Origin of the sequence: Vibrio sp. 1731, assembly GCF_033339955.1 — a bacterium.
GTDB lineage: Bacteria > Pseudomonadota > Gammaproteobacteria > Enterobacterales > Vibrionaceae > Vibrio > Vibrio alginolyticus.
Genome location: NZ_JAWOVO010000015.1, coordinates 104,540 through 126,929 on the forward strand (window position 1 = coordinate 104,540; position 22,390 = coordinate 126,929).

The 22,390-nt window shown below is 43.6% G+C and carries 22 protein-coding genes; 6 read left to right on the top strand and 16 right to left on the bottom strand.

The window, feature by feature from the left end; genetic code table 11:
• Nucleotides 1-150: 150 nt before the first annotated feature.
• The 4 genes from pntB to R7035_RS17175 form a co-directional block, all read right to left on the bottom strand.
• Nucleotides 151-1,527 (bottom strand): Re/Si-specific NAD(P)(+) transhydrogenase subunit beta, encoded by a 1,377-nt coding sequence (pntB, locus tag R7035_RS17160; RefSeq protein ID WP_262651285.1) that lies wholly within the window; start codon nucleotides 1,525-1,527, stop codon nucleotides 151-153.
• Nucleotides 1,528-1,535: 8 nt separating this feature from the next.
• Nucleotides 1,536-3,092 (bottom strand): Re/Si-specific NAD(P)(+) transhydrogenase subunit alpha, encoded by a 1,557-nt coding sequence (locus R7035_RS17165; protein ID WP_132936444.1) that lies wholly within the window; start codon nucleotides 3,090-3,092, stop codon nucleotides 1,536-1,538.
• Nucleotides 3,093-3,526: 434 nt separating this feature from the next.
• The gene (locus tag R7035_RS17170; RefSeq protein ID WP_017634616.1) at nucleotides 3,527-3,808 is read right to left on the bottom strand and encodes an HlyU family transcriptional regulator; all 282 of its coding nucleotides are present in this window, start codon (nucleotides 3,806-3,808) and stop codon (nucleotides 3,527-3,529) included.
• Nucleotides 3,809-3,849: 41 nt separating this feature from the next.
• Nucleotides 3,850-4,218: a late competence development ComFB family protein gene (locus R7035_RS17175; protein ID WP_005376241.1), complete on the bottom strand. Its 369-nt coding sequence runs from the start codon at nucleotides 4,216-4,218 to the stop codon at nucleotides 3,850-3,852.
• A 253-nt stretch (nucleotides 4,219-4,471) separates the two neighbouring features.
• Between R7035_RS17175 and R7035_RS17180 the strand changes: the two genes are divergently transcribed.
• Nucleotides 4,472-5,710: a sensor domain-containing diguanylate cyclase gene (locus R7035_RS17180; RefSeq protein WP_047101089.1), complete on the top strand. Its 1,239-nt coding sequence runs from the start codon at nucleotides 4,472-4,474 to the stop codon at nucleotides 5,708-5,710.
• Nucleotides 5,711-5,961: 251 nt separating this feature from the next.
• Here the strand turns inward: R7035_RS17180 and R7035_RS17185 are convergent, their stop codons facing one another.
• The gene (locus R7035_RS17185) at nucleotides 5,962-6,921 is read right to left on the bottom strand and encodes a diguanylate cyclase (protein ID WP_005376234.1); all 960 of its coding nucleotides are present in this window, start codon (nucleotides 6,919-6,921) and stop codon (nucleotides 5,962-5,964) included.
• A 273-nt stretch (nucleotides 6,922-7,194) separates the two neighbouring features.
• Here R7035_RS17185 and R7035_RS17190 point away from each other — a divergent pair, with 273 nt between their 5' ends.
• Nucleotides 7,195-7,632 (top strand): DUF3069 domain-containing protein, encoded by a 438-nt coding sequence (locus R7035_RS17190; RefSeq protein ID WP_005376232.1) that lies wholly within the window; start codon nucleotides 7,195-7,197, stop codon nucleotides 7,630-7,632.
• 76 nt (nucleotides 7,633-7,708) lie between these two features.
• Here the strand turns inward: R7035_RS17190 and modC are convergent, their stop codons facing one another.
• The 4 genes from modC to R7035_RS17210 form a co-directional block, all read right to left on the bottom strand.
• Nucleotides 7,709-8,815, bottom strand: coding sequence for a molybdenum ABC transporter ATP-binding protein ModC (modC, locus tag R7035_RS17195; protein WP_086047388.1), 1,107 nt, complete (start codon nucleotides 8,813-8,815; stop codon nucleotides 7,709-7,711).
• Complete coding sequence (gene modB / locus R7035_RS17200; protein ID WP_064376841.1) at nucleotides 8,812-9,501, bottom strand: molybdate ABC transporter permease subunit; 690 nt, start codon at nucleotides 9,499-9,501, stop codon at nucleotides 8,812-8,814. The genes modC and modB overlap by 4 nt, the downstream gene beginning before the upstream one ends.
• 27 nt (nucleotides 9,502-9,528) lie before the next feature.
• Nucleotides 9,529-10,284: a molybdate ABC transporter substrate-binding protein gene (modA, locus tag R7035_RS17205; protein ID WP_053349904.1), complete on the bottom strand. Its 756-nt coding sequence runs from the start codon at nucleotides 10,282-10,284 to the stop codon at nucleotides 9,529-9,531.
• Between the two features lie 69 nt (nucleotides 10,285-10,353).
• On the bottom strand, nucleotides 10,354-11,805 hold the full coding sequence (locus R7035_RS17210) for a cobyric acid synthase (RefSeq protein ID WP_054576201.1): 1,452 nt from the start codon (nucleotides 11,803-11,805) through the stop codon (nucleotides 10,354-10,356).
• Nucleotides 11,806-11,960: 155 nt separating this feature from the next.
• Between R7035_RS17210 and R7035_RS17215 the strand changes: the two genes are divergently transcribed.
• Both R7035_RS17215 and R7035_RS17220 read left to right on the top strand, forming a co-directional pair.
• Nucleotides 11,961-12,335 (top strand): YgiW/YdeI family stress tolerance OB fold protein, encoded by a 375-nt coding sequence (locus tag R7035_RS17215; RefSeq protein ID WP_005376220.1) that lies wholly within the window; start codon nucleotides 11,961-11,963, stop codon nucleotides 12,333-12,335.
• A 154-nt stretch (nucleotides 12,336-12,489) separates the two neighbouring features.
• The gene (locus R7035_RS17220; RefSeq protein ID WP_017634623.1) at nucleotides 12,490-13,026 is read left to right on the top strand and encodes a hypothetical protein; all 537 of its coding nucleotides are present in this window, start codon (nucleotides 12,490-12,492) and stop codon (nucleotides 13,024-13,026) included.
• A 122-nt stretch (nucleotides 13,027-13,148) separates the two neighbouring features.
• Here the strand turns inward: R7035_RS17220 and R7035_RS17225 are convergent, their stop codons facing one another.
• The 3 genes from R7035_RS17225 to R7035_RS17235 form a co-directional block, all read right to left on the bottom strand.
• On the bottom strand, nucleotides 13,149-13,832 hold the full coding sequence (locus tag R7035_RS17225; RefSeq protein WP_054575977.1) for a RimK/LysX family protein: 684 nt from the start codon (nucleotides 13,830-13,832) through the stop codon (nucleotides 13,149-13,151).
• Between the two features lie 11 nt (nucleotides 13,833-13,843).
• The gene (locus tag R7035_RS17230; RefSeq protein WP_165935322.1) at nucleotides 13,844-15,031 is read right to left on the bottom strand and encodes an aromatic amino acid transaminase; all 1,188 of its coding nucleotides are present in this window, start codon (nucleotides 15,029-15,031) and stop codon (nucleotides 13,844-13,846) included.
• 155 nt (nucleotides 15,032-15,186) lie between these two features.
• Nucleotides 15,187-16,044 carry an AraC family transcriptional regulator gene (locus tag R7035_RS17235; protein WP_025767758.1) on the bottom strand — a complete coding sequence of 286 codons (858 nt, stop codon included), beginning with the start codon at nucleotides 16,042-16,044 and terminating at the stop codon, nucleotides 15,187-15,189.
• Between the two features lie 120 nt (nucleotides 16,045-16,164).
• On the opposite strand from R7035_RS17235, the gene R7035_RS17240 reads away from it, so the two are divergent.
• Entirely contained in the window at nucleotides 16,165-17,550 is a 1,386-nt protein-coding gene (locus R7035_RS17240; protein WP_005388027.1) for an MATE family efflux transporter, read from the top strand.
• Nucleotides 17,551-17,634: 84 nt separating this feature from the next.
• Here the strand turns inward: R7035_RS17240 and nrdG are convergent, their stop codons facing one another.
• A complete protein-coding gene (nrdG, locus tag R7035_RS17245; protein WP_017634628.1) occupies nucleotides 17,635-18,105 on the bottom strand; it encodes an anaerobic ribonucleoside-triphosphate reductase-activating protein in 471 nt (156 codons plus the stop codon).
• Between the two features lie 84 nt (nucleotides 18,106-18,189).
• Nucleotides 18,190-20,310, bottom strand: a complete 2,121-nt coding sequence (gene nrdD, locus R7035_RS17250) for an anaerobic ribonucleoside-triphosphate reductase (RefSeq protein ID WP_005388026.1) — start codon at nucleotides 20,308-20,310, stop codon at nucleotides 18,190-18,192.
• Between the two features lie 309 nt (nucleotides 20,311-20,619).
• Here nrdD and R7035_RS17255 point away from each other — a divergent pair, with 309 nt between their 5' ends.
• A complete protein-coding gene (locus R7035_RS17255) occupies nucleotides 20,620-21,483 on the top strand; it encodes an endonuclease/exonuclease/phosphatase family protein (protein WP_104976081.1) in 864 nt (287 codons plus the stop codon).
• 36 nt (nucleotides 21,484-21,519) lie between these two features.
• Here the strand turns inward: R7035_RS17255 and R7035_RS17260 are convergent, their stop codons facing one another.
• Both R7035_RS17260 and R7035_RS17265 read right to left on the bottom strand, forming a co-directional pair.
• Nucleotides 21,520-21,960, bottom strand: a complete 441-nt coding sequence (locus R7035_RS17260; RefSeq protein ID WP_017820171.1) for a YeeE/YedE family protein — start codon at nucleotides 21,958-21,960, stop codon at nucleotides 21,520-21,522.
• A gap of 14 nt (nucleotides 21,961-21,974) precedes the next feature.
• Entirely contained in the window at nucleotides 21,975-22,388 is a 414-nt protein-coding gene (locus tag R7035_RS17265; protein WP_372036149.1) for a YeeE/YedE family protein, read from the bottom strand.
• Between the last annotated feature and the right edge of the window lie 2 nt (nucleotides 22,389-22,390).

Sequence of the window (22,390 nt, forward strand, 5' to 3'; positions counted from 1 at the left end):
TACCGTCACTTGTTACATTAGCCAAAACTATACATCAATCTACAAGCAATTGACATCTGCTAACAGAAGGATTTGCATTACTATAACATTGAAACGGAACAAAAAAGGGCCAGCGATTGCTGACCCTGTATAGTTTTAAATCAAGAATGGTTAAAGTGCTTTAAAAATAGACTCAACACTTTCTTTCGCATCACCAAATAGCATTGATGTATTTTCTTTGAAGAACAGTGGGTTCTGTACTCCTGCGTAACCAGTATTCATTGAGCGCTTGAATACCACTACGTTTTTCGCGTTCCATACCTCCAATACGGGCATACCAGCGATTGGGCTGTTCGGATCTTCCAGTGCGGCTGGGTTGACCGTATCGTTAGCACCGATAACCAATACGGTATCGGTTTCTGCAAAGTCATCATTGATTTCATCCATTTCAAGAACGATATCATACGGTACTTTTGCTTCTGCGAGTAACACATTCATATGCCCCGGTAGACGACCCGCTACTGGGTGAATCCCAAAGCGAACTTCAATACCTTGTGAACGAAGTACATCAGTAATTTCATGAACAGGGTATTGTGCCTGAGCTACTGCCATGCCATATCCTGGAGTGATGATTACTGATTTTGAGTTCTTCAACATCTCTGCAACTTCTTCAGCCGTTGTTTCACGATATTCGCCCTGCTCTTCGTCACCTGAAATCACTATCTCTTGACCAAAACCACCGGCAATAACACTGATAAACGAACGGTTCATTGCTTTACACATGATGTAAGAAAGAATCGCACCTGATGAACCTACCAAAGCACCTGTTACAATCAATAGATCATTTGCTAGCATGAAACCTGCTGCCGCTGCTGCCCAACCTGAGTATGAGTTCAACATAGAGACAACAACTGGCATATCTGCACCACCGATTGAAGCGACTAAATGGTAGCCGAATGCGAACGCGATCAAAGTCATCACAATAAGAGCGAACATGCTGCCATCTGCTTTTACGAAGTAGATCATAAGAAGCGTAGAAATAACAACCGCTGCGAGGTTCATTTTGTGCTTATGAGGCAGGTTAAGTGGCGACGAAGAAATCACACCACACAGCTTACCAAATGCGACAATTGAACCGGTGAAAGTTACGGCACCGATGAACACACCCAAGAATACTTCTACAAGGTGGATAACATGCTCAGCATGTGTTGCTGCTTCTGGCGCATCTAAGTAGCTGTTGTAGCCAACTAAAACCGCAGCTAAACCTACAAAGCTGTGTAGAATCGCAACCAGTTCTGGCATCTCGGTCATTTCTACTTTCTTCGCATAGAAAATACCGATCGCACCACCTATCGCCATCGCGATAATGATCCAACCAAAACCTTGCGCATCTGGGCTAAAGATCGTCGCTATCAGCGCGATCGTCATACCAGCGATACCGTAGTAGTTACCATTACGAGCAGACTCTTGCTTTGAAAGCCCCGCCAAACTCATGATGAAAAATAATGCAGCAACAATGTAAGCTGCTTGTACTAATCCTGCAGACATTGTGACTCCTATTTATCTTTGCGGAACATTTCAAGCATACGCTTGGTGACGGTGAAACCACCGAAGATATTGATACTCGCGATCAATACGGCAATAAAAGATAGGAATGAAACGACGCCATTACCTTGCCCAATTTGCAGTAATGCACCAACGACAATAATGCCAGAGATAGCATTCGTTACTGACATTAGTGGAGTATGAAGTGCATGGGTAACATTCCATACTACGTAGTATCCGACAACACACGCTAGAACAAATACAGTAAAGTGAGAAAGAAACGCTGCTGGAGCAACCGATGCTACCCATGCAAAGGCTCCAACAGCCGCTGCCACACCAATAATTTTCTTCGTTGGAGACGTAGGTTCTTCTACTTTAGGCTCTGGCTTCACAGGCTGTTCTTGTTTCACTTGCGGCTGAGCTGAAACCTGAATTGGTGGCGCTGGCCAAGTAACTTCACCTTCTTTCACCACGGTAACGCCACGGATAACAACATCTTCAAAATCAATATTGATGTTGCCATCTTTCTCTTTACACAGCAGTTTTAGAAGATTGACAAGGTTTGTCGCGTAAAGCTGAGAAGATTGTGTTGGCAAACGACCAACCATGTCAGTGTAACCAACAATTTTTACGCCGTTATCCGTCATGATAACTTGGTCTTTCACTGTATATTCACAGTTACCGCCATTAGCAGCTGCCAAGTCGACAACTACACTGCCCGCTTTCATGCTGTCGACCATTTCTTTGGTGATCAACTTCGGCGCAGGTTTACCAGGGATGAGCGCGGTCGTAATAATGATATCAACATCTTTAGCTTGCTCTGCGTATAACTCTGCCGCTTTTTTGTTGAAGTCATCAGACATTTCTTTTGCGTAGCCATCCTCAGAGCCTGACTCTTCTTGAAAGTCAACGGTCAGGAACTCAGCGCCCATCGATTCAACTTGCTCTTTTACTTCTGGGCGGACGTCAAACGCACGGACAATGGCACCTAAGCTACCTGCAGCACCGATAGCCGCCAAGCCAGCGACGCCAGCACCCGCAACCAATACTTTCGCTGGAGGTACTTTACCGGCAGCCGTAATTTGACCTGTAAAGAAACGACCAAACTCATGAGCTGCCTCAACCACTGCACGATAACCAGCGATATTAGCCATCGAAGATAGCGCGTCTAAGGCTTGTGCACGTGAGATACGAGGAACGGAATCCATGGCAAGAACGTTAATGTTCTTACTGGAAAGTTGTTCCATCAACTCAGCATTTTGAGCCGGCCAAATAAAGCTAACCAGTGTTGCTCCATCTTGCAGTAACGCAATTTCGTCAATGCCTTGCTCATCATCCACAATTGGCGCATTAACTTTTAAAATAAGGCCAGATGCCCAAACTTCTTCACTAGAAACGATTTTCGCACCAGCTGCTTCATAAGCGGCATCATCGAAACTCGCTAGCACCCCCGCTTGGGATTCAATCGCGACATCGAATCCCAATTTTATTAACTGCTCAACCGACTTCGGCGATGCAGCCACTCGCGATTCACCCGCGAGTATCTCTTTAGGTACACCGATTTGCAAAACGCATACTCCTTGTATACATATCAATAAATTAGTCCCAAAACAGAGCGTCGCTCTACTCTAATTCTTTTTTATTTCTATCTGTTTACCACGCAAGACAATTGCAAACGAAAGATGATGTTTGGGGACACCCATTTGCACAATAACACCTTGACTAACAGCCCTGTTATTATTCTGTTTGTATCGAACGCGTCTCATTACTTCAAGTGTTTTGTAATTTAAATACTAAATTTCATTACATATAACGCTAAGTAATGAATGATTGTCGCTCTGTGCACGAAAAATAACAACGCAACACCGTACTAGACTGAGGTCTAACCAGGTAACGATTAAATACTGACTTAACAGAGATTTAAGCGTTAAAAAGAAAGAGCCACTAGCATATACACTAACGGCTCTTTTTAAGATGACTGGAATCAAATTGCAGTAAATTGCTAGTCGAAGATTTTATCGCCCATTTGATCAATAAACATTTGAGATTTCTTCAACATAAGGTCATTGGCATCTTGCTCTGAGCCAAGTAAATCGGAGCGAATAAACCGATGTGTTTTCACTTCATCATTGTCATGCTTTTCTATTCGACCAGCGATGCGATATTGTCCGCCCTCTGAAAGGCTCTCTGGGTAAATAAAGAAACCTTTATACTCAACTGGCTCGATAGTTTTAGCTTCAGCGGTTTTCTCACTACCACCAAACAAACGCGAAAAAAATCCCACGATTCCTCCTTGGGTCAGCTCACTAGTCAACTGAGCGACTCTTACTTAATATTAACGTTAAGGATCGGTTTTTCATACCAATCCAACTCTTTGTCATCATCATAACTAGTATGGGAAAAAATTACAGGCACATCATACTCTCGGTTTTTACGCCTGTCTTCTTTCACCATTTCTGCGGCGTTTTTCACCGCTATATCCGCGCTTTGCTTAAACTGGCTTAATTTTTGTTCAGGAAGTGAAGACAAAAAATCAATATCATGACGGATATAGACAGGCTTGAGCTGGATAAGCGCAAGGCAAGCAATATCGGCTAACTGTTCGTTGTCATACTGTTCTAAAAATTCGGGCAAACTGAGAACCTGGCCTACTAATGTTTCCATGTAATTGTGCACATCTGAGCTTATCTGCATCTGTAAATCTCCTTTTTCCTATGAAATGAGTATAGCAACGACTTGTTTATAACAACTTATTGATTGCTCTTAATTTAATCAATCTCTCTCTTTTTGCCGTAATGTCTTCCAAAATACTTGGGAAAAGGAACAAATAGACGTATTCTTGCTAGTTCTCAAAGTTCGAAATTCAATAACGGATAAATATCCATATTGATAAAACGATTTACCTAACCAATTATATAGTCAACTATTTTCAGGCAGTTTGTAATAGATGTCCTCATCGTCAATGACTTCATCAGGCTTCAGATTCTTATCCCCTTTTTTGCTACTGGGCATAGTGAGTTCGGGCATGGACAGCATTATTCAGATGACTCAGGCAAACTGGGGCATTGCCGCAAACTTGCCGTACATACTATTAGGTTGTGCGCTACTCCTTTGTTATTCATTTAAGCAAGGCAGAGAGTCCATGGTGTGCTTGGCAATGTTGCTAGCCTACTTCGTGATACAGCACCGCCTACAAGTCCCGCTTCAAAGTGGTACCGCTTTACTTGAGCTAACCATTTTAGCCACGTTACTTCCTGTCTCGTTTCTTACGGTATTTTTGTTTAGTAAAGAAGGTTTTGACTCTAGAGCCATGTTGACTTACATCTTGATGTTAGCAATGTTCGTTCTTTGGTCTTATCTAACGCTAGCATATTACGTTGAAGGAGGGTTTGAACAATGGACAAGCGGTATTTTATTTATTGTACCTACGGTCTCTAAACTGCCTTTAATTCTTGTTTTATATTGCGTGGGTATTGTCTGTTTTCTTGGAATCCTTGTTTTAAAGAAGAATGAAATTATCCATGCGATGACCTACTCTGCCATGGTATTGGCGTCTGCGACGTTCATTTTCTTTGATGTGCAGTACATATCAAGCACCATGTTTACGCTAACAGGGCTGCTTATCATTATTTATGCCGCTTCCGCTAGCCATCAACTGGCTTTCACCGATAGCCTAACGCTGATTCCGAGCAGACGTGCACTTGATCTCGATCTAAAACACATGGGTAAGAAGTTCACGATCGCAATGCTTGATGTTGACCATTTTAAAAAGTTTAACGACACCTACGGTCACGATACTGGTGATGACGTTCTAAAAATGGTCGCTTCGCGCCTCACTAAAACCCCAGGCGGCGCAAAAGTTTATCGATTTGGCGGAGAAGAATTTACCATCGTTTTTAAAGGCAAATACGCTGACGAATGTAAGAACTTTTTGGAAGAAGCTCGCAAATCGATTGCAGAATACGAGATGATATTACGCGATGAAGAATCTCGCCCTGAGAACCATAAACAAGGACAAAAACGTCGTGGTAGCAACAGTTCGAAAAGAAAGTCGGTTTTTGTTACCGCAAGTTTCGGAGTTGCTGATAGCCGGAATGGGCAAGCTCCTCTGGACGTCATTAAATCAGCGGACGAAGCACTTTACAAAGCGAAAAAGGCCGGACGTAACTGCATAAAGCTTCGTTAGACTCTCACCAATCGTGAAAGTTAACAAGCTTGTCTGGGTTTACAACAAAACCGAACTTCCCCATCAGCATAATAACTGCACCCATCGTTGCCACTATCCCGATGTTATCTATCTAATCAAAGGTATAAGGTATACGCCCGATTGCGACATTCCGTTCGCACTGTTTGCCTATCTTACTTTGAGTGAGCTTTAAAATAACCACCAAAAAGTGACAACGCAACAAAAAGAGTGGCGTTCATAAGATTTTGTTTTTAAAGAGAATTAACTAAAGTATGTGTGTTTCTTCCCAAAGACTTCGAGGTATATAGCGCTTTATCAACGGTTGCATACAAGTCTGATTGCACTTCTTTCCCTGTCGGTTGAAAAACAAAAACACCCTGTGACACTGTCACTCTATTTGACACACTAGAATACTCATGTGGGTAATCGAGAAAATACATAGCCTCTTGTATACGCTCGGCTTCTCTTTCTGCTGTTTGAGTGTCGGTACACCCTAGCAACACGACAAACTCTTCTCCACCATATCGACCTACATATTCCCCAGAGCGACAAAAAGTAGCCTTGAGTTGATTCGCAATCGCTTGCAAGCAACGATCGCCTTCAATATGACCGTAATTATCATTAAACGGTTTAAAAAAATCGACGTCCAATAGAATCAAAGCCATTGGCATGTTGTGACGGCCATGCCATGCAACCATCGATTCCAACTTATGGTCGATATAACGGCGGTTATAGAGTTTGGTTAGGCCATCTTCATTCGCTTGCTGAGTCAAAAGTTGATTAACCTGCTCCAATTGAGCTGTCGCTTGCTTAAGCTCTCGTCTCATATGAGCAATACGCTGCATTGCGATAAGTTTAGAGTTCAGTACCAGTTTATCTACCGGCTTAATTAAATAGTCATCACCGCCCGCATCTATGGCTTTAGCAATCATTTCTGGCTCTTCGTGACTACTCAAGAAAATAATTGGGATCCAATCCGGAAACGTTTCTCTTATATGAAGAGAGACTTCAAAACCGTTCATATCTGGCATTGATATATCGAGTAACACCAGTTCCGGGTCAAAACTCTCGTAGGTATTTAACGCCTCTAGTCCACTACCTACGGCTTTTACAATATGTCCAAGTTGCTTTAGACGAATAGCCAACTGCATCCTGTCTAGCTGAACATCGTCAACCAGAAGGATTCGCATCGATGTCCCTGTCGGTTGCATAACGCGTTCCATTTTTAATTATGTCTTTATTAAACATATACCATACTCATAGAGTTGTTGCATTCGACTCATAATTAAGTGCTATATTTTTGTTTGAATATCACGGAATCCATTGCATAAAGCAGTTAGACTGGACGTTACCCTATCTAATCATGGCCTGTGAGCAGAAGTTCAACAAACTCATTCACTTTGGTCATCTTGCGGACTAATGGGTATAGCTATTTGATGCATTTGGTATTAATATTCCCGCCTTTTTGTAATGAGAGACACACCATGTCAGAAGCAACTAACAGCGAAAGCAAAAAAATCGATCTAGCCAGCATTTCTCCAGAGCTACGTAAAGTTATCGAATTTGACGAAGTTCCAGAGCAAATGTTCGAAATGGTTACCTCTATCCATGAAGTGTCTGAAGAAGCGGTACGTGAATCATGGGACGAAATGCCAGCAAGTGCACAGAACATTCTAGACAACTTTGAACAGTTTCATGCTCTAGTTTCTGTAGGCCAAGCATTCGCTGGTATTAATGTGATGGAAGAGTTTCCGACTCTTAATCTGCCAGAAAACATGACAGATGAAGATAAAGAAGAATACCGTGCTCAACTACTTGATAATGTGCTTCACAACTGTGTGAAAGACATGGTTAAGCAACTTAAGAAAGCACGTCGTGACCCACTTCTTAAGCGTGAATTCAAAGAAGTATTCGCGAAGTAATTCCGACATTCTTCTAGTAACAAAGGCCGCACTTTGCGGCCTTTTTTGATCATGAAGCGTAAATCAGTCTAAACGGTTAATGAGGCGCTAGTGCCATATCTTTTTGTGTCACACTGACACCTTTAATTTGAGCAAAAACACGGCTACCAACTTTTAGGTTGAGATCATCAAGGGCCCACGGTGTGATCGTTGCCCACAAATAACATTTCTCGTCTAGCTTGAGTGATACATTAATACTCTGCTTGTCATCGGCTGCGTTAAACGCCTCGAGGGAATCGACAATAGCAGGCAAAATATTTCGAATCGACGTCGCCTTGGGTTGCTCGAGCGTGATAGAAACGTCGTTGGCACGCACTTGCAAGCGTATTGGCGTGTCTGGTGTTCCGTCGATCTTTTGCACCCACAGGAATACATTAGGTGCAAGGCTGATACAAGTCAGTGCATAACGTTCATGATGTTCAGCAATCCGGCCTTCAAATAAGCTGCTTTGATCTGAGAAAGATTGCCATGGACGCATAGCATGAGAAGCCCACACTTCCTCAAGCTTACCTGAACTCGAAATTTTACCTTGGTCAATAATTGCAAGGTGCTGAGCAAGCCTTAAAATTTCCTGGAGACTGTGTGTGACATAGATAATAGGGATATTTACCTTCTCCGACAACTCCTCGAGAAAAGGCATTACCTCACGCTTTCTTGGCATATCGAGTGAGGCAAGTGGCTCATCCATCAAAAGCAAATTGGGTTTAGATAGCAATGCGCGCGCAATCGCAACACGTTGCTTTTCACCACCAGAAAGTGATACCGGAAAGCGCTTTAGTAACGGTTTGATAGACAAGAGTTCGGTGACTGCATCAAAATACTCGTCATCTTTTTCTTTAACGCCATATAACAAATTGCCTTGAACCGAATAGTGAGGAAACAAACGTGAATCCTGAAACACATAACCAATACCACGCTTGTGCGTTGGTAGGTTGATTCCCTGTTCACTGTCAAACAAAACATGCTCACCAACCGCAACATACCCTTGCCTTGGAGTGACCAATCCGCTGATGATGTTAATCAACGTCGTTTTACCTGCACCAGATCGTCCAAACAAGGCACTAATTCCATTACAGGGTAACTTAAGTTTGATGTCGAAGTCAGTCTCACCAAGCATTTGTTTAAATTGGACTTTAATCGTCATTGCTTCGCACCCAATCTGCTTGCCGCTTTACGATTTAGCCATTCAGAGATCATTAATGTAGACAAGGCTAACGCGATAGAAATGATACACAGACGAGCCGCCTGCATTTCTGCACCTGGCGTTTCAATAAAGTTGTACATTGCCAGCGGAATCGTTTGGGTCTCACCCGGAATGTTAGAGACGAAACTGATCGTCGCCCCGAATTCGCCAAGACTACGAGCAAATGACAGCATCGTGCCCGTAATAATTCCGGGAATGGTCAGTGGTAACGTGACGGTGAGAAACACTTTTAAAGGAGAAGCGCCTAACGTAGAGGCTGCGTGCTCCAATTTAGGGTCGACGCTATCTAAGCTTAAGCGTACTGAACGAACCATCAAAGGCAAAGCCACGACAATACAAGCGACTACTGCCCCTTTCCAATTAAAGCTAAATACTACCCCTAAGTTTTCATAGAGCCACTTTCCAAGGAACCCTTGTCGTCCTAAAGAAATCAACAATAAATAGCCGATTACCACTGGCGGCAATACCAGTGGTAAATGAATTAAGCTATCGAGAATCGATTTACCAAAGAACGTTTTTCGAGAAAGTAGCCAAGCAAGAAAAACGCCGAGAGGAATCAGCCAAAGTACTGCGTACGCGCCTACTTTGAGGCTTAACATTAAGGCTTGGTATTCCAGTTCTGTCACGCTTCGTTCCTATAATTGAAGGCCGGTTTATTGCTGAAAGCCATATTGAGCAAAAACGCGTGCGGCTTCGTCCGATTTTAGGTACTGGAAGAACTGCTCCGACTCAGTAGAATCATTCACAATTGCAGCCGGGTAAACAATAGCCGCATGCGTATCACTCGCAAATTCGCCGAGAATTTTGACTTTATCAGTTAACTGAGCATCGGTTTTGTAGACCACACCTAAAGGCGCTTCTCCACGTTCAACCAACGCCAAAGCTAAGCGCACATTCTTTGCTGGTGCGACGTGAGTTTGAACCGCTTTCCATACACCCAGTGTAGTCAATGACTCTTTCGCGTACATACCAGCAGGTACTGACGTCGGATTGCCTAAAGCAAGACGATTTCCATGCAATGCCTTCTCCCATGCCTTTGCATCAGAAAAGTTAAATGAGGTTAATTCTGAAGACTGAGGAGCAATCAACACTAAGCTATTGCGCACTAGATTTGTGACATTGTCACGATAAATGACGTCTTTATCGACCAAATAATCCATCCATTTCGTGTTCGCAGAAATGAATACATCCGCTGGTGCGCCATTGATAATTTGTCGAGCGATAGAAGAAGAACCACCATAAACGGGAGTGATAGAAACGTCATACTTTTCTTCAAAGTTTTGCGCGATCTCGTTAATCGCATTCGTCATAGAAGAGGCTGCATACACTTTTAGGTTCGTTGCTGCGTTTGCTGAAAATGAAATGCTTAATACTACCGTAAGGCAAGCATACTGTTTCCATGCTTTCATAGAGATACTCCAATACAAGGCAAGCGAAAGAACAGGTTATTTAAATATAAAGTTCAATCAGTTAATGGGCTATTTAAACAAAAAATCAAGGCGCATATGTTGTTCTATCGCATCTGCGATGCGATTAATGCCTTGCTCCTTTAACTCTTCAAAGTCTTGTTGTTTGATTTGGGTGCCGTTTACCCATTCTGATACCAGGCTTAAGACATCTTCCTCGTCAAAGAACCCGTGAAGGTAGGTTCCCATGATTTGGCCACACTCGCTGATCGCCCCTTCCGCTTCACCGGAACTGAATGTAAGAGGTTGCAGGCCCCGTACTTCACTTCGCCCTACGTGGATTTCATAACCCTTTACATTGGCTGTTTTGCCGTTAAGAGAAAGCTGTGCTTGTGTGTTTGTAAGCTGTTTGCTGTTAGTTAGCGTCGTAGTGATATCAAGCAAGCCAAGTCCTTCGCTTTGACCTGGTTGGCCTTCGACGCCGTTTGGATCATCAATCAAGTTTCCAAGCATCTGGTAGCCGCCACAGATACCAATCACTTTTCCACCAAGACGAATATGACGCAAGATATCGTTATCCCACCCTTGGCTTCTTAGATACTCCAGATCGTCTCTCACTGATTTGGTCCCAGGCAAAATAACCAGGTCGGCTTTATCTATTTTTTCGCCTTTACCTACATAACGTAGATTGATGTCTGGATTCAATCGCAGCACATCAAAATCAGTATGATTACTAATCCGGGTTAAAACAGGCACAACAACATTCAGTTTTACCTCAGAGTGCAACTCTTGCTGTGCAGTGATCGCGTCTTCTGCTTCTAAATTCAAACCATGAAGAAAAGGAAGTACACCAAGTACAGGTTTACCTGTTTTTTCTTCTAGCCAATCGAGGCCCGATTGCAATAAACGAATATCACCTCGAAAACGGTTGATAACAAATCCTTTTACTCGCGCTTGTTCAGATTCAGAAAGTAACGCAAGTGTTCCGTACAAATGTGCAAACACTCCACCACGATCAATATCAGCAACAATGATCACTGGTACATCAGCGGCCTCAGCAAAACCCATGTTTGCAATATCGCCTTCTCGTAAATTGATTTCAGCAGGACTCCCCGCGCCCTCGATAATGATCGAATCAAATTCTTGAGTCAGACGAGAGAAGGAATCTAACACCGTGTCCATCGCCACTTTCTTGTAATCATGAAAGTCAGCCGCATCCATATTGGAAATCGCCTTACCCTGCAAAATGATCTGAGCACCTGTATCACTGTTAGGTTTAATTAAAACCGGATTCATATGTACGGTTGGCTCAATATTACACGCCTGTGCCTGAACGGCCTGTGCTCGACCTATTTCACCGCCATCTTTGGTTACCGCACTATTTAGTGCCATGTTTTGTGGCTTAAATGGGGCAACATTTATCCCTTTTCTTGCTAATACACGGCATAAACCTGCCACAAGGACACTTTTTCCGGCATCCGAAGTGGTGCCTTGAACCATTAAAGATGGGATCGCTGATTTCATGAACATTTGTAAGGAATAGAGGAAGATGAACAATCATAACGTCATCGTCCCCACTTACTCAAGCAAATGAATAGAATATGAATGTTGAAATCATCATTGGTTCAAACAAGCCCTGTTTTAATGACCCCATCAAAACAAACCGATGAGGATGTAACATGAAAAAGAATACAATTATCGCAACAATCGCCGCCTTAGCTATTGCTCCTTCTATCGCGTTCGCGAAAGATAACGCTCAAAACCAATCAAACTTGCAGTTTAACGGTCCTGTCACTGTGGAAAAATTGGATGCCTTGCTAAACGACTCCAATATGTTTACTGAAAAAGATGTGGTCGTTGAAGGTAACTTATTGCGTCAAGTTCGCGCGGATAAGTTTGTCTTTAGCGATGGTTCCGGTGAAGTGATGGTCGAACTCGATGACGATATTCAGCTAAATACTCCGATTGATCACACGACTAAAGTCCGTCTGTTTGGCGAATTTGAAGGCGGGAACAAACCAGAGATTGAAGTCGAACAACTCGTGGTCATGTAAAACAAACCCCGATTGCTGTGCATATCAACATGATGTAGTGACGATTACAGCTAAATAGTGACGGCAAGCACTTAAAATGATAGCTTTATCAATCTTGGTCTGCTTTTTGCAGACCATTTTTTTGTTCATTTTAATCATCTTGCCCGGAGACACCATGCTAGGTAAAGCTCTAAAGGTTGCAGCCTTTGGTTTGTGTGCTATTTTGCCACTTTCCGCACATGCAAATAATTTCAACTACAACACGATGGAATTTCGCATGGGCACTAGCCCTGGTACATTTGGTGGCGAGTTCAATACCTACTTTACAGAGAATACCCATTTCATTGCTCGCGCAGACAGTGAATTCAGCGGAGACTGGGACATTGCTGGTGGTATAGGCTTTAATGGGCCAGCAGGCCAATTTGCAGATATTTATGGCCAAATGTTGGTACACAACATTAAAGAGAACGGCAGTGATAAAGTGGGCGACGAGTGGCGCACGGAAGTGAATATTGGCACTCGTATTTGGTTTATGCAAAATGTTGAGCTCCATGGCCGTATCGGCCAAATCATAGATAATGACGATTCGAACACCATTTACAATCTGGGCGCACGATTCCACTCAACTCAGCAACTATCGCTTGGTGCAGATTTCAAAAATAATGGTGTCTATGGCCAGCAAATTGTAATGTCTGCTCGTTTTGCATTTTAGTGGACATGACTACCAGGGCATCACAAGCAAGCATATGATTCAATAAAATGGCCTCCAATTTTGGAGGCCATTTTTTGTTAATCACGAATTATTAGCTTGTAACAGAAACTAGCTGTAATACATCAGTTTTTAGCGGTTTTTTTAGGTTTATCTTGCACATATTTTTTCGATACATCCACAACGGCGATATCTCTAAAAAAGCTTCGACCAAGCAAAATTGGAAACGTCATATGTCCGCGATCCGCTAACGTAAACTCTGTCTTTTCTTTGTGATCCCCAACGGTAATGTAGGCTTTTACCACCGCTCGTTTATCCACCTCTTCTGACGAAGACTGCTTAACTTTAGCCCAGCGCTCAACGGGTACTTTAAATTCTTTAGTGTCTTTGTCACCTAAATCTATCTTAAATTTAACCCAGTCTTTACCATCACGCTCAAACGGAACAATGTCAGTCGCACTAATTGATGATGTTGTCGCACCTGTATCGACTCTAGCCTTGAAAGTCTGGTCAATTTCAGGAACATAAACCCATTCTTCAGAACCAAGAATTAACATGCCATCGGGTGTTTTTGTGACCTTGACTGGCTTCTTAGGCTTTGGTTCCTGCTTTTTCTCAGGTTTCGCTTCTGGTTTGGGCTCCACCTCTGGCTTTGGATCTACCTCAGGTTTCACTTCTGGCTCGACTTTAACGGGCTCTTCGACCTTTGGCGACTCTGGCTCAACAGGTTCCTGCGTCGTTTGAGTTGACGTACAAGCAATTAAACTGCCGCTCATCATAAGCGGCAGAATCAGTTTCCAGTTTTTCATCCACACTCCAATTAAGCTTGAGATACTTTCTTAATTGCGTCCGCTACGTATGGAATATGAGTTTCGGTAAGTCCGGCAATGTTAATTCGACCATCGCCAACACCATAAATGCCATAATCTTCACGCAGTTGCGCCATTTGGTTTCCACTAAAGCCTAGCACAGTAAACATGCCTTTGTGACCCTCAATGAAATCAAATTGATCTGTATTATGGTTGTTTCTCAATTCGTTACACAAACTTTGACGAAGACTAACCAAACGATGTTGCATTTCACTCAACTCTTGCTTCCAAACGGAAGTCAGGTTGTCATCTTGAAGAATGGTCTTAACCAAAGCCGCTCCATGATCGGGTGGCATCGTGTAAGTAGAACGCGCTAACGTAAGTAACTTGCCTTTTGCGTTGGCCACGTCTTGCATGTTCTTACCAACCACAATCGCTGCACCAGTTCGTTCACGGTACAGACCAAAGTTCTTCGAACATGAAGTAGTAATCAACATCTCTTCAACATTATCTGCCATAAAACGAAGGCCTTTTGCGTCTTCTTCTAGGCCATCACCGAAGCCTTGGTAAGCAATGTCCACAAATGGGATGAAACCGTTCTTCTGCGACAATTCTGTAATGGCTTGCCAAGCAGAGAAGTCAATATCCGCACCAGTTGGATTGTGGCAACAACCATGAAGAAGTACCACATCTGAAGGCCCAGCTTTCGCAAGATCATCCATCATTTTTGCGGTGTCTACTTGTTTCGTTTCCGAAGAGAAATAGTGGTAGAACTTAACTTTAAGGCCTGCTGCTTCCATCACTGGCTTGTGGTTTACGTAGCTTGGGTTGGAAATCCAAACCGTCGTATCTGGCTGTGCGACCTTCATTAGGTCACCTAACATACGCAGCGCACCACTTGCACCTGGCGTTTGAATAGCTGCAACACGATCCATTGCAGACGTTCCCGTCAGTAGCAAATCGATCATGCTTTTATTAAATTCTTCGCAACCTGCAAGACCAACATAAGACTTGGTTTTTTGAGTTTCAACAACGACATCCTGCGCCATTTGAATGGCTTTCATAATCGGCGTTTCGCCTGCGCTGTTTTTGTATACGCCAATGCCAAGGTCAACCTTGTTTGGACGTTCATCGTTACGGTATGCAACGGATAGAGATAAAATAGGATCTAATACGGGAGTTGGGAGATTAGAAAACATGAAAGTCATAACCCTTTGAAATTCAAGTACCGAACCTCACGTTAACACCATCGCAAAAAATGACGAAATGATTTTTCACTTATTTCATCAATTAGAGAACAAAATTCTGGATTGCGGTGAGTTTTGTGCGCTCTATCGTTCAGAAAAAGAACGATTCACTCCTCGTTGTACCAATCCACTCTACCGTTTTTTCTAAACTCTCTTGGTGTCATGGTCGACCACGCTTTAAAACGTGTACTAAAGTTAGCGCTGGTCGGATATCCGACTATTTCTCCAATATGCTGAATTGGCCATTCTGTTGAACGAAGTAACCTAGCAGCATATTCCATGCGCATACGCGTTAAATGTGCCATTGGGCTTCGACCAAACTGCTTTTGAGTCAGTCGATGCAAATGAGGCTCCGAACATGGATATAGAGCCGCCACCTGCTCAACGCTCCAATCCTTATGGAGCTGACGTTGGACAAGGTCAAATACACGCCGAAGCCTCAATTGGCTGCGTGATATCGACTCTGAGGGCGGCATGTTTAACATCAGCTCTAACTGAGCCACACTATGCTCACCTACCGCACCACCATAATCGATTGGAAGGTTAATGCTGCGTAGTAACGTTTGGATACATGCATACATCACTTCAGGTGTAGATGAAAGCTGGTAGCGAACATCGCATTCTAATATCGGCCACTCTCTATCAGGAGCAAGAAAAAGCCACGCGATCTGCCAAGGTTCTTCTTCTATACCAAAACCGTTTTCAACACCTGCGGGTACTGTAATCAACGAGCCCGGTTCCAAATCGTATCGATAAGTCCCACTCTCTAGCCACCCTTTACCACGCACCGTATAGAGCAGCATGTGTTTCTTTTGGTTTTTACGATAAACAGAGAAGAAGTCACGACAAGTGGCAATGCCGCACTGCACAATGCCTCTCTCCTCAAGTGCTAATACTCGACTGTGATCAATAAACTCTTGATAAGTTTTTTCTGAAATCGCGTAGCGTTCTTGTTTATCTTCCATGATTTATTGGCTCACATGTGCGTTAGTAGAGAGTTTTACAAAGGTTTTGGATTCCTTTGAAAAATACACCGCCAAATCATGAGGATAAACTACTCGCATTAATCTTTAAGGAGAAATGCGATGCTCTTAACACGCGAATACATCGATAAAGCATTTTGGCAAAAGCTGATTACGATTGGCCTACCTGTTTCACTTCAGTCCATGCTTTTTGCTTTGCTCGGCGTCGTGGATATTTTCATGGTAAGCCTACTCGGAGAATCTGCAACGGCAGCAGTTGGAGTTGGAAATCGTATCTTTTTCTTCAACCTAGCGGTTGTCTTTGGCCTGTGCGGTGCAGTTACCGTACTTGCTTCGCAATACTACGGCTCAGGAAACCTAGCCGGAATTCGCAGAACGTTGGCGCAATCTTGGTTTATTTCCATTTTGGTGACGCTGCCGTTTATCGTTCTTTATGCGATTTTTGATGAAGAGATCGTCTCTTTTATGTCAGACGATCCTGAATACGTCACTTATGCACGTGATTATCTTGTGGTTACGGGCTTTAGCCTCATTGCTACGGCGATAGTAGTACCGATTGAAGCGGTATTGCGCTCCGTGGGCCAAACCAAACTGGCAACCAACGTTAGTATCTCCGCCATTGTCGTTAACGTCGCGCTTAATTATGTTTTGATTTTTGGTTTATTTGGTTTCCCTCAATGGGGCGTATTTGGTGCAGCCGTAGGTAGTTTTGTTTCTCGATTTTTCCAAACCGCCGTCTTGATTTATTTTTTCTACAAACGATATGCTTACCTAATTCCGACTAAGTTCGATTGGGTACAAGGCCGCTTAAAACAGTATCGAAAAAAGTACTTTAAGGTTTCTTTACCCATGTTGGTCCACGATGCGCTTTGGACTGGTGGATTGATCGTTTACAGCATCATCTATGGTCAATTGGGCGTTTCAGAACTGGCGATCATCTCATTCTTATCACCGATTGAAGGGGTACTGATTTCAACCTTTATGGGATTTGCGGTCGCTGCATCCGTTCTTCTTGGGAATGATATTGGTGCAAAACATTATGACCGAGTCGAGAAAACGGCGTGGTGGTATGTGTTAACCAGCGCAATCTTAGCCACCTTGCTGTTTTTCCTAGTGTGGTTGAGCTCGCCCATGATTCATCACCTATTGGTACTGAGCCCGTTAACCGATGCAGACATGGCACTTAACGTATGTTTAGTCATGGCGCTAGGTATGATTTTGAGGGTGTTTAACATGGTTGGGATTGGCGGCGTACTAAAGAGTGGCGCTGATATTCGCTATAGCATTTTCATCGACACGTTCGGTCAGTGGGCTATTGGCATCCCCCTTACTTATTACACAGGCATGGTGTTAGGGCTGCCTTTGCATTTTGTCTTGATGTCTCTGCTCGCGGAAGAGTTAGTGAAAGGCGTACTGACGACTTACCGTATTCAATCTAAACGTTGGATAAATAATATGGTTGAAGATGACCAATCGGTGACGGCGTAACCAAAAAGACATTAACGAACTCACACCAAAAGGGCTCACCCGTTATGCACGCGTGAGCCCTTTTTATGTGCGGAGAATGCTTGATTAGATGTCCGTAAAGCGATGAATGATTTGGTTTGAACTGCCACGCCATTCGAGATTGAGGTCTTTCTTGTCTTGTTCAAACTTACCATCAATCAAAACATCGATGTATTGCACCACTTCCCTTTGCGCGTTATTCAGTTCCGTCAGCGTGTAGCCAGTCCAAACCCAAATGTCTTTACCTGGGCACTCCTCTCTCACCCTTTTCACTATCTTCAAAATATGAGGCACATTAGCAGGGTGAAGCGGATCTCCACCCGACAACGACAAGCCACGGCGTTTGATACGCGTGTCGTTTAAGTCAGCGATGATTTTGTCTTCCGCTTCTTGCGTGAAAAGTACACCAGAATCCAAACGTTGCGTCGACTGGTTATAACACCCACGGCACTGATGCACACAACCCGACACAAACAGCGTGCAGCGCGTACCCGGTCCGTTAACAACGTCAATTGGATAGTATTGGTGGTAATTCATAATGCGTCTCTGTGTTATCGCGAAAGAGAAAATCAACCTGTTTAAAGTTGATTTTCAAAGTGTTAAAACGAGTGGTAGTAAACCTTACAGGTGTTTAACTCGGCGCTTCACTTCTTCTTGCTTACCGAAGTTAAACGGGCGTGCATCTGGGCTGCCTAGGTAGCCACAAACTCGACGTGTTACTGATACTTTAGTTGAGTCATGGTTACCACAGCTTGGGCAAGTGAAGCCTTTACTTGTACAGTCAAACTCGCCGTTGTAGCCACACTCGTAGCACTCATCAATTGGCGTGTTTGTACCGTAGTAAGGCACTCGGGTGTAACTGTAGTCCCATACGTTTTCTAGTGCTTCAACGTTACGTTGCATGTTCGGGAACTCGCCGTAACAGATAAAGCCGCCGCTTGAGATTTCTGGGTAAGGCATCTCAAAGTCGATCTTGTCGTATGGGTTCACCTTCTTCTCAACATCTAGGTGGAAGCTGTTGGTGTAGTAACCTTTGTCTGTTACGCCTTCAATTACGCCGAACTCTTTCGCATCGATGCGGCAGAAACGGCTACATAGGTTTTCACTTGGCGTTGCATATAAGCTGAAGCCATAACCTGTTTCGTCAGCCCATTGATTCACAGCATCTTTTAGATGCTTGATGATCGCGACCGCTTTTTCACGCAAAACAGCGTCATCATAAACGTGCGCTTCTGTACCGAATAGCGCGTTAATTGTCTCGTGTACACCGATGTAACCAAGAGAAATAGACGCACGACCGTTCTTGAAGATATCTGCGATTGAGTCGTCTGCTTTCAAGCGAACACCACATGCGCCTTCCATGTATAGGATTGGGGCCACACGTGCTTTCACGTTTTCAAGGCGAGAGATACGTGTCTCTAGTGCTTTACGAGCAAGACGTAGGCGGTCATTTAGAAGCTCGTAGAATTTCTCTTCGCTTCCGTTTGCACGGATAGCGATACGAGGAAGGTTCAAGCTCACGACGCCAAGGTTGTTACGACCTTCGTGAATCAGCTCACCGTTTTCTTCGTAAGTACCAAGGAAGCTACGGCAACCCATTGGCGTTTTGAATGAACCGGTTACTTCCACTACTTTGTCGTAGTTAAGAATGTCTGGGTACATACGCTTAGACGCACACTCAAGCGCAAGTTGCTTGATGTCGTAGTTTGGATCTTCTGATTTGTGGTTCAAACCATCTTTGATGCCGAATACAAGTTTAGGGAATACCGCTGTTTTACGGTTCTTGCCTAGACCTGCAATACGATTCTTCAGAATCGATTTCTGGATAAGGCGTGATGCCCAGCTTGTACCAAGACCAAAACCAAACGTAACGAATGGTGTTTGACCGTTCGCCGTGTGTAGCGTGTTTACCTCGTACTCTAGAGATTGGAACGCGTCGTAACACTCTTTCTCAGTGCGTGCTTTTGCGAACTCTTCTGGCTCAGCAATGTTCCACTCTTTTGCGATCTCTAGGTGTTTCTCGTAGCTTGTGATTACGTACGGTTCTAGAACCTCATCAATACGGTTGATGGTTGTACCGCCGTAAATGTGGCTCGCGACTTGAGCAATGATTTGCGCTGTTACCGCTGTTGCAGTCGAAATTGATTTTGGCGTATCAATCTCAGCGTTACCCATTTTAAAACCATGCGTCAGCATGCCTTTAAGATCGATAAGCATACAGTTAAACATTGGGAAGAACGGTGCGTAGTCTAAATCGTGGTAGTGAATGTCACCCACTTCGTGCGCTTGAACCACATCGCGAGGAAGAATGTGCGTCTTCGCGTAGTGTTTCGCTACGATACCAGCCAACAAGTCACGTTGAGTCGGAATTACTTTGCCGTCTTTGTTCGCGTTCTCGTTGATTAGATCCAGATTACTTTCTTCAATCAAACCTTCGATTTCGCGAGTTAGTGCACTTTGCTTCTCACGAGCGATGTCGCGATCGTGGCGATATTCAATGTAAGAACGCGCTAGGGCTTTGTAAGGACCTTGCATGAGTTCATTTTCGACTAAGTCTTGAATCTCATGGATGTGAACTTCATCGTGTTCTCTTAACTGTAACTCGACAGCAAGAGCCACATTAAGAGCATAAATAGCGACATCTTTATCTTTGTTTTCCGCTGCTGCTTCAACTGCTGCTTGGATACGATCCCTGTTGAACGGAGCTCTTGATCCGTCGCGTTTGATTACGATTGGTTTCACTTTGTTCTCCTTACCCGAGCATACTCACAGAGTTATCCACAAACACACTATATGGGGTTGTTTTTTATTTTGGCAACACAATATATTGTGGCGTATTTAACGAGAAGCACCACTCGAAAACATTGATTTTGATCAATAAAGATTGGCTAGCGAACAAGAAGAAATCGATCTTATTGGCGTTGATCTCAGTTGCGAAGAAAACCATGAAAATTGCAAAATTGGTACTAAATCTACTTGCTATTTTTGGAGGTCTTGTAGGATAAAGGATGGAAAGGAATACGCTAAAAGATAGGAGTGCAACAGGCCAAAATGCGATCACTTTTTGTTACGTTAATATTACTTTTTAGTTCTCTTTCATTTGCTCAAAACTCCATCAATCTAACCAGTTGGAACATAGAATGGTTATCTATAGATGGTGGAAAAGTGTCGAGAACACCACAAGATTTTGAAAAGCTGACCCACTATGTGGATAAAACACAAGCCGACATTTTTGCTTTTCAAGAAGTCGAAAGTGCTGCTGCCATCCAAAAAGCCGTTGGCAATGACTTCACTATTTATCTTTCCGATCGTTCAAACGCCTCCAACCGACACCTTCAGTTTAACGACACCAACCAATACACAGGCTTTGCCGTGCGCAATGGCGTAAGCGTATTAGACAAGCCAGACTTCTCTATCACACGAGGCAACAGCAAGCTTCGCTTCGCGAGCTACCTTGTTTTAAATCCAAACCAAGAACACGAGACTCACCTACTCTCTGTACATCTGAAAGCGGGTTGCAGTGGCGCGTATCGTAATAACCGCGATTGTAAGATAGTGAAACAACAAGGACAGGCACTAGCTAAGTGGATAAAGGCGCGCGAGGACAACAAACAACATTATGTCGTGCTTGGCGACTTTAACCACAACTTGGGTTATCAAGGAGATTGGTTGTGGGACGTGATATCGGACAATACTAGTGCAAAGCTAGTGACTAAAGACACTAAAGCGGAATGTAAAGTGCGCTCTAATCGTAATCCGAATAAAACCCACCAATTCCGCTCGGTGATAGACCACATTATTGCGAGTGGTGATTTAAAGGCGTCGTCTGGTGTTCAAACCGTTTTCAAAACACAAGATGTACTCGACTATAAACTGAGTGACCATTGCCCGGTTTCTACGACACTCACTTTTTAGCGTTTAAGTACTCTTTTTAACGTTGAAGTACTTTCTTTATTGACGAACCACTCTTTTAGCGGTGAATGACCCAACCAACATTGCCGCTATAAAGAGCAGAACTTGTGTGTTGCCAGTAAAAAGGCTGGCAACCGCAGGACCAGGACACACACCCAGTAAGCCCCAACCAATACCAAACAGTGCTGCACCACCGACTAACTTTTTGTCTATCGTTTTAGAAGTCGGACAGACAACCTCATCACCAAACACAGATTCGCTTCTTGGCTTTATTAATAAAAGATAAGCAGGAACGAACACAACAAGTGCTCCGCCCATAACGAAGGCTAAGCTTGGGTCCCATGAACCGGTAATATCAAGAAAGCCGATCACTTTTGCCGGATCTGCCATACCAGAGACCACCATACCAATACCAAAGAGCACACCAGAAAATGCAACAACGGACATTTGCTTAATACTTTTCATTACGTGAGTTTTCATAACGACACTATTCCTCACGATACTAGCAAGACGGTTAACATGGCTGTGGCCATAAAAGTACACGTCGCGACCACAGAACGGATTGAGAAACGCCCTATTCCACAAATGCCATGGCCACTAGTACAACCATTGCCGATACGCGTACCAACACCGACTAACAAGCCAGCAACTATAACTAAAATAAGAGAACCGCTGTACTGATCTGGTACATGCCCGCCAAGAACATAAACAGCAAACAAGCCACCTAATACCATCGCAATTAAAAAAACAATTCGCCAAACGCGGTCTGCGCTCTCAACGGCACCGTTTAAGATCCCACTGATCCCAGCAGTCTTGCCAGTAAATAGCATCAGTGTTATCGCTGATACGCCAACTATTATGCCGCCCAACAGCGACATCCAAGGAACTTCAAACATAGCAACCGCCAAAC

Coding starts and splice junctions, on each gene's coding strand:
- pntB (WP_262651285.1), bottom strand. CDS start 1,527: ATGTCTGCAGGATTAGTACAAGCAGCTTACATTGTTGCTGCATTATTT.
- R7035_RS17175 (WP_005376241.1), bottom strand. CDS start 4,218: ATGCAGATAAGCTCAGATGTGCACAATTACATGGAAACATTAGTAGGC.
- R7035_RS17180 (WP_047101089.1), top strand. CDS start 4,472: ATGTCCTCATCGTCAATGACTTCATCAGGCTTCAGATTCTTATCCCCT.
- R7035_RS17185 (WP_005376234.1), bottom strand. CDS start 6,921: ATGCAACCGACAGGGACATCGATGCGAATCCTTCTGGTTGACGATGTT.
- R7035_RS17190 (WP_005376232.1), top strand. CDS start 7,195: ATGTCAGAAGCAACTAACAGCGAAAGCAAAAAAATCGATCTAGCCAGC.
- modC (WP_086047388.1), bottom strand. CDS start 8,815: ATGACGATTAAAGTCCAATTTAAACAAATGCTTGGTGAGACTGACTTC.
- modA (WP_053349904.1), bottom strand. CDS start 10,284: ATGAAAGCATGGAAACAGTATGCTTGCCTTACGGTAGTATTAAGCATT.
- R7035_RS17210 (WP_054576201.1), bottom strand. CDS start 11,805: ATGAAATCAGCGATCCCATCTTTAATGGTTCAAGGCACCACTTCGGAT.
- R7035_RS17215 (WP_005376220.1), top strand. CDS start 11,961: ATGAAAAAGAATACAATTATCGCAACAATCGCCGCCTTAGCTATTGCT.
- R7035_RS17220 (WP_017634623.1), top strand. CDS start 12,490: ATGCTAGGTAAAGCTCTAAAGGTTGCAGCCTTTGGTTTGTGTGCTATT.
- R7035_RS17225 (WP_054575977.1), bottom strand. CDS start 13,832: ATGAAAAACTGGAAACTGATTCTGCCGCTTATGATGAGCGGCAGTTTA.
- R7035_RS17230 (WP_165935322.1), bottom strand. CDS start 15,031: ATGTTTTCTAATCTCCCAACTCCCGTATTAGATCCTATTTTATCTCTA.
- R7035_RS17235 (WP_025767758.1), bottom strand. CDS start 16,044: ATGGAAGATAAACAAGAACGCTACGCGATTTCAGAAAAAACTTATCAA.
- R7035_RS17240 (WP_005388027.1), top strand. CDS start 16,165: ATGCTCTTAACACGCGAATACATCGATAAAGCATTTTGGCAAAAGCTG.
- nrdG (WP_017634628.1), bottom strand. CDS start 18,105: ATGAATTACCACCAATACTATCCAATTGACGTTGTTAACGGACCGGGT.
- R7035_RS17255 (WP_104976081.1), top strand. CDS start 20,620: ATGCGATCACTTTTTGTTACGTTAATATTACTTTTTAGTTCTCTTTCA.
- R7035_RS17260 (WP_017820171.1), bottom strand. CDS start 21,960: ATGAAAACTCACGTAATGAAAAGTATTAAGCAAATGTCCGTTGTTGCA.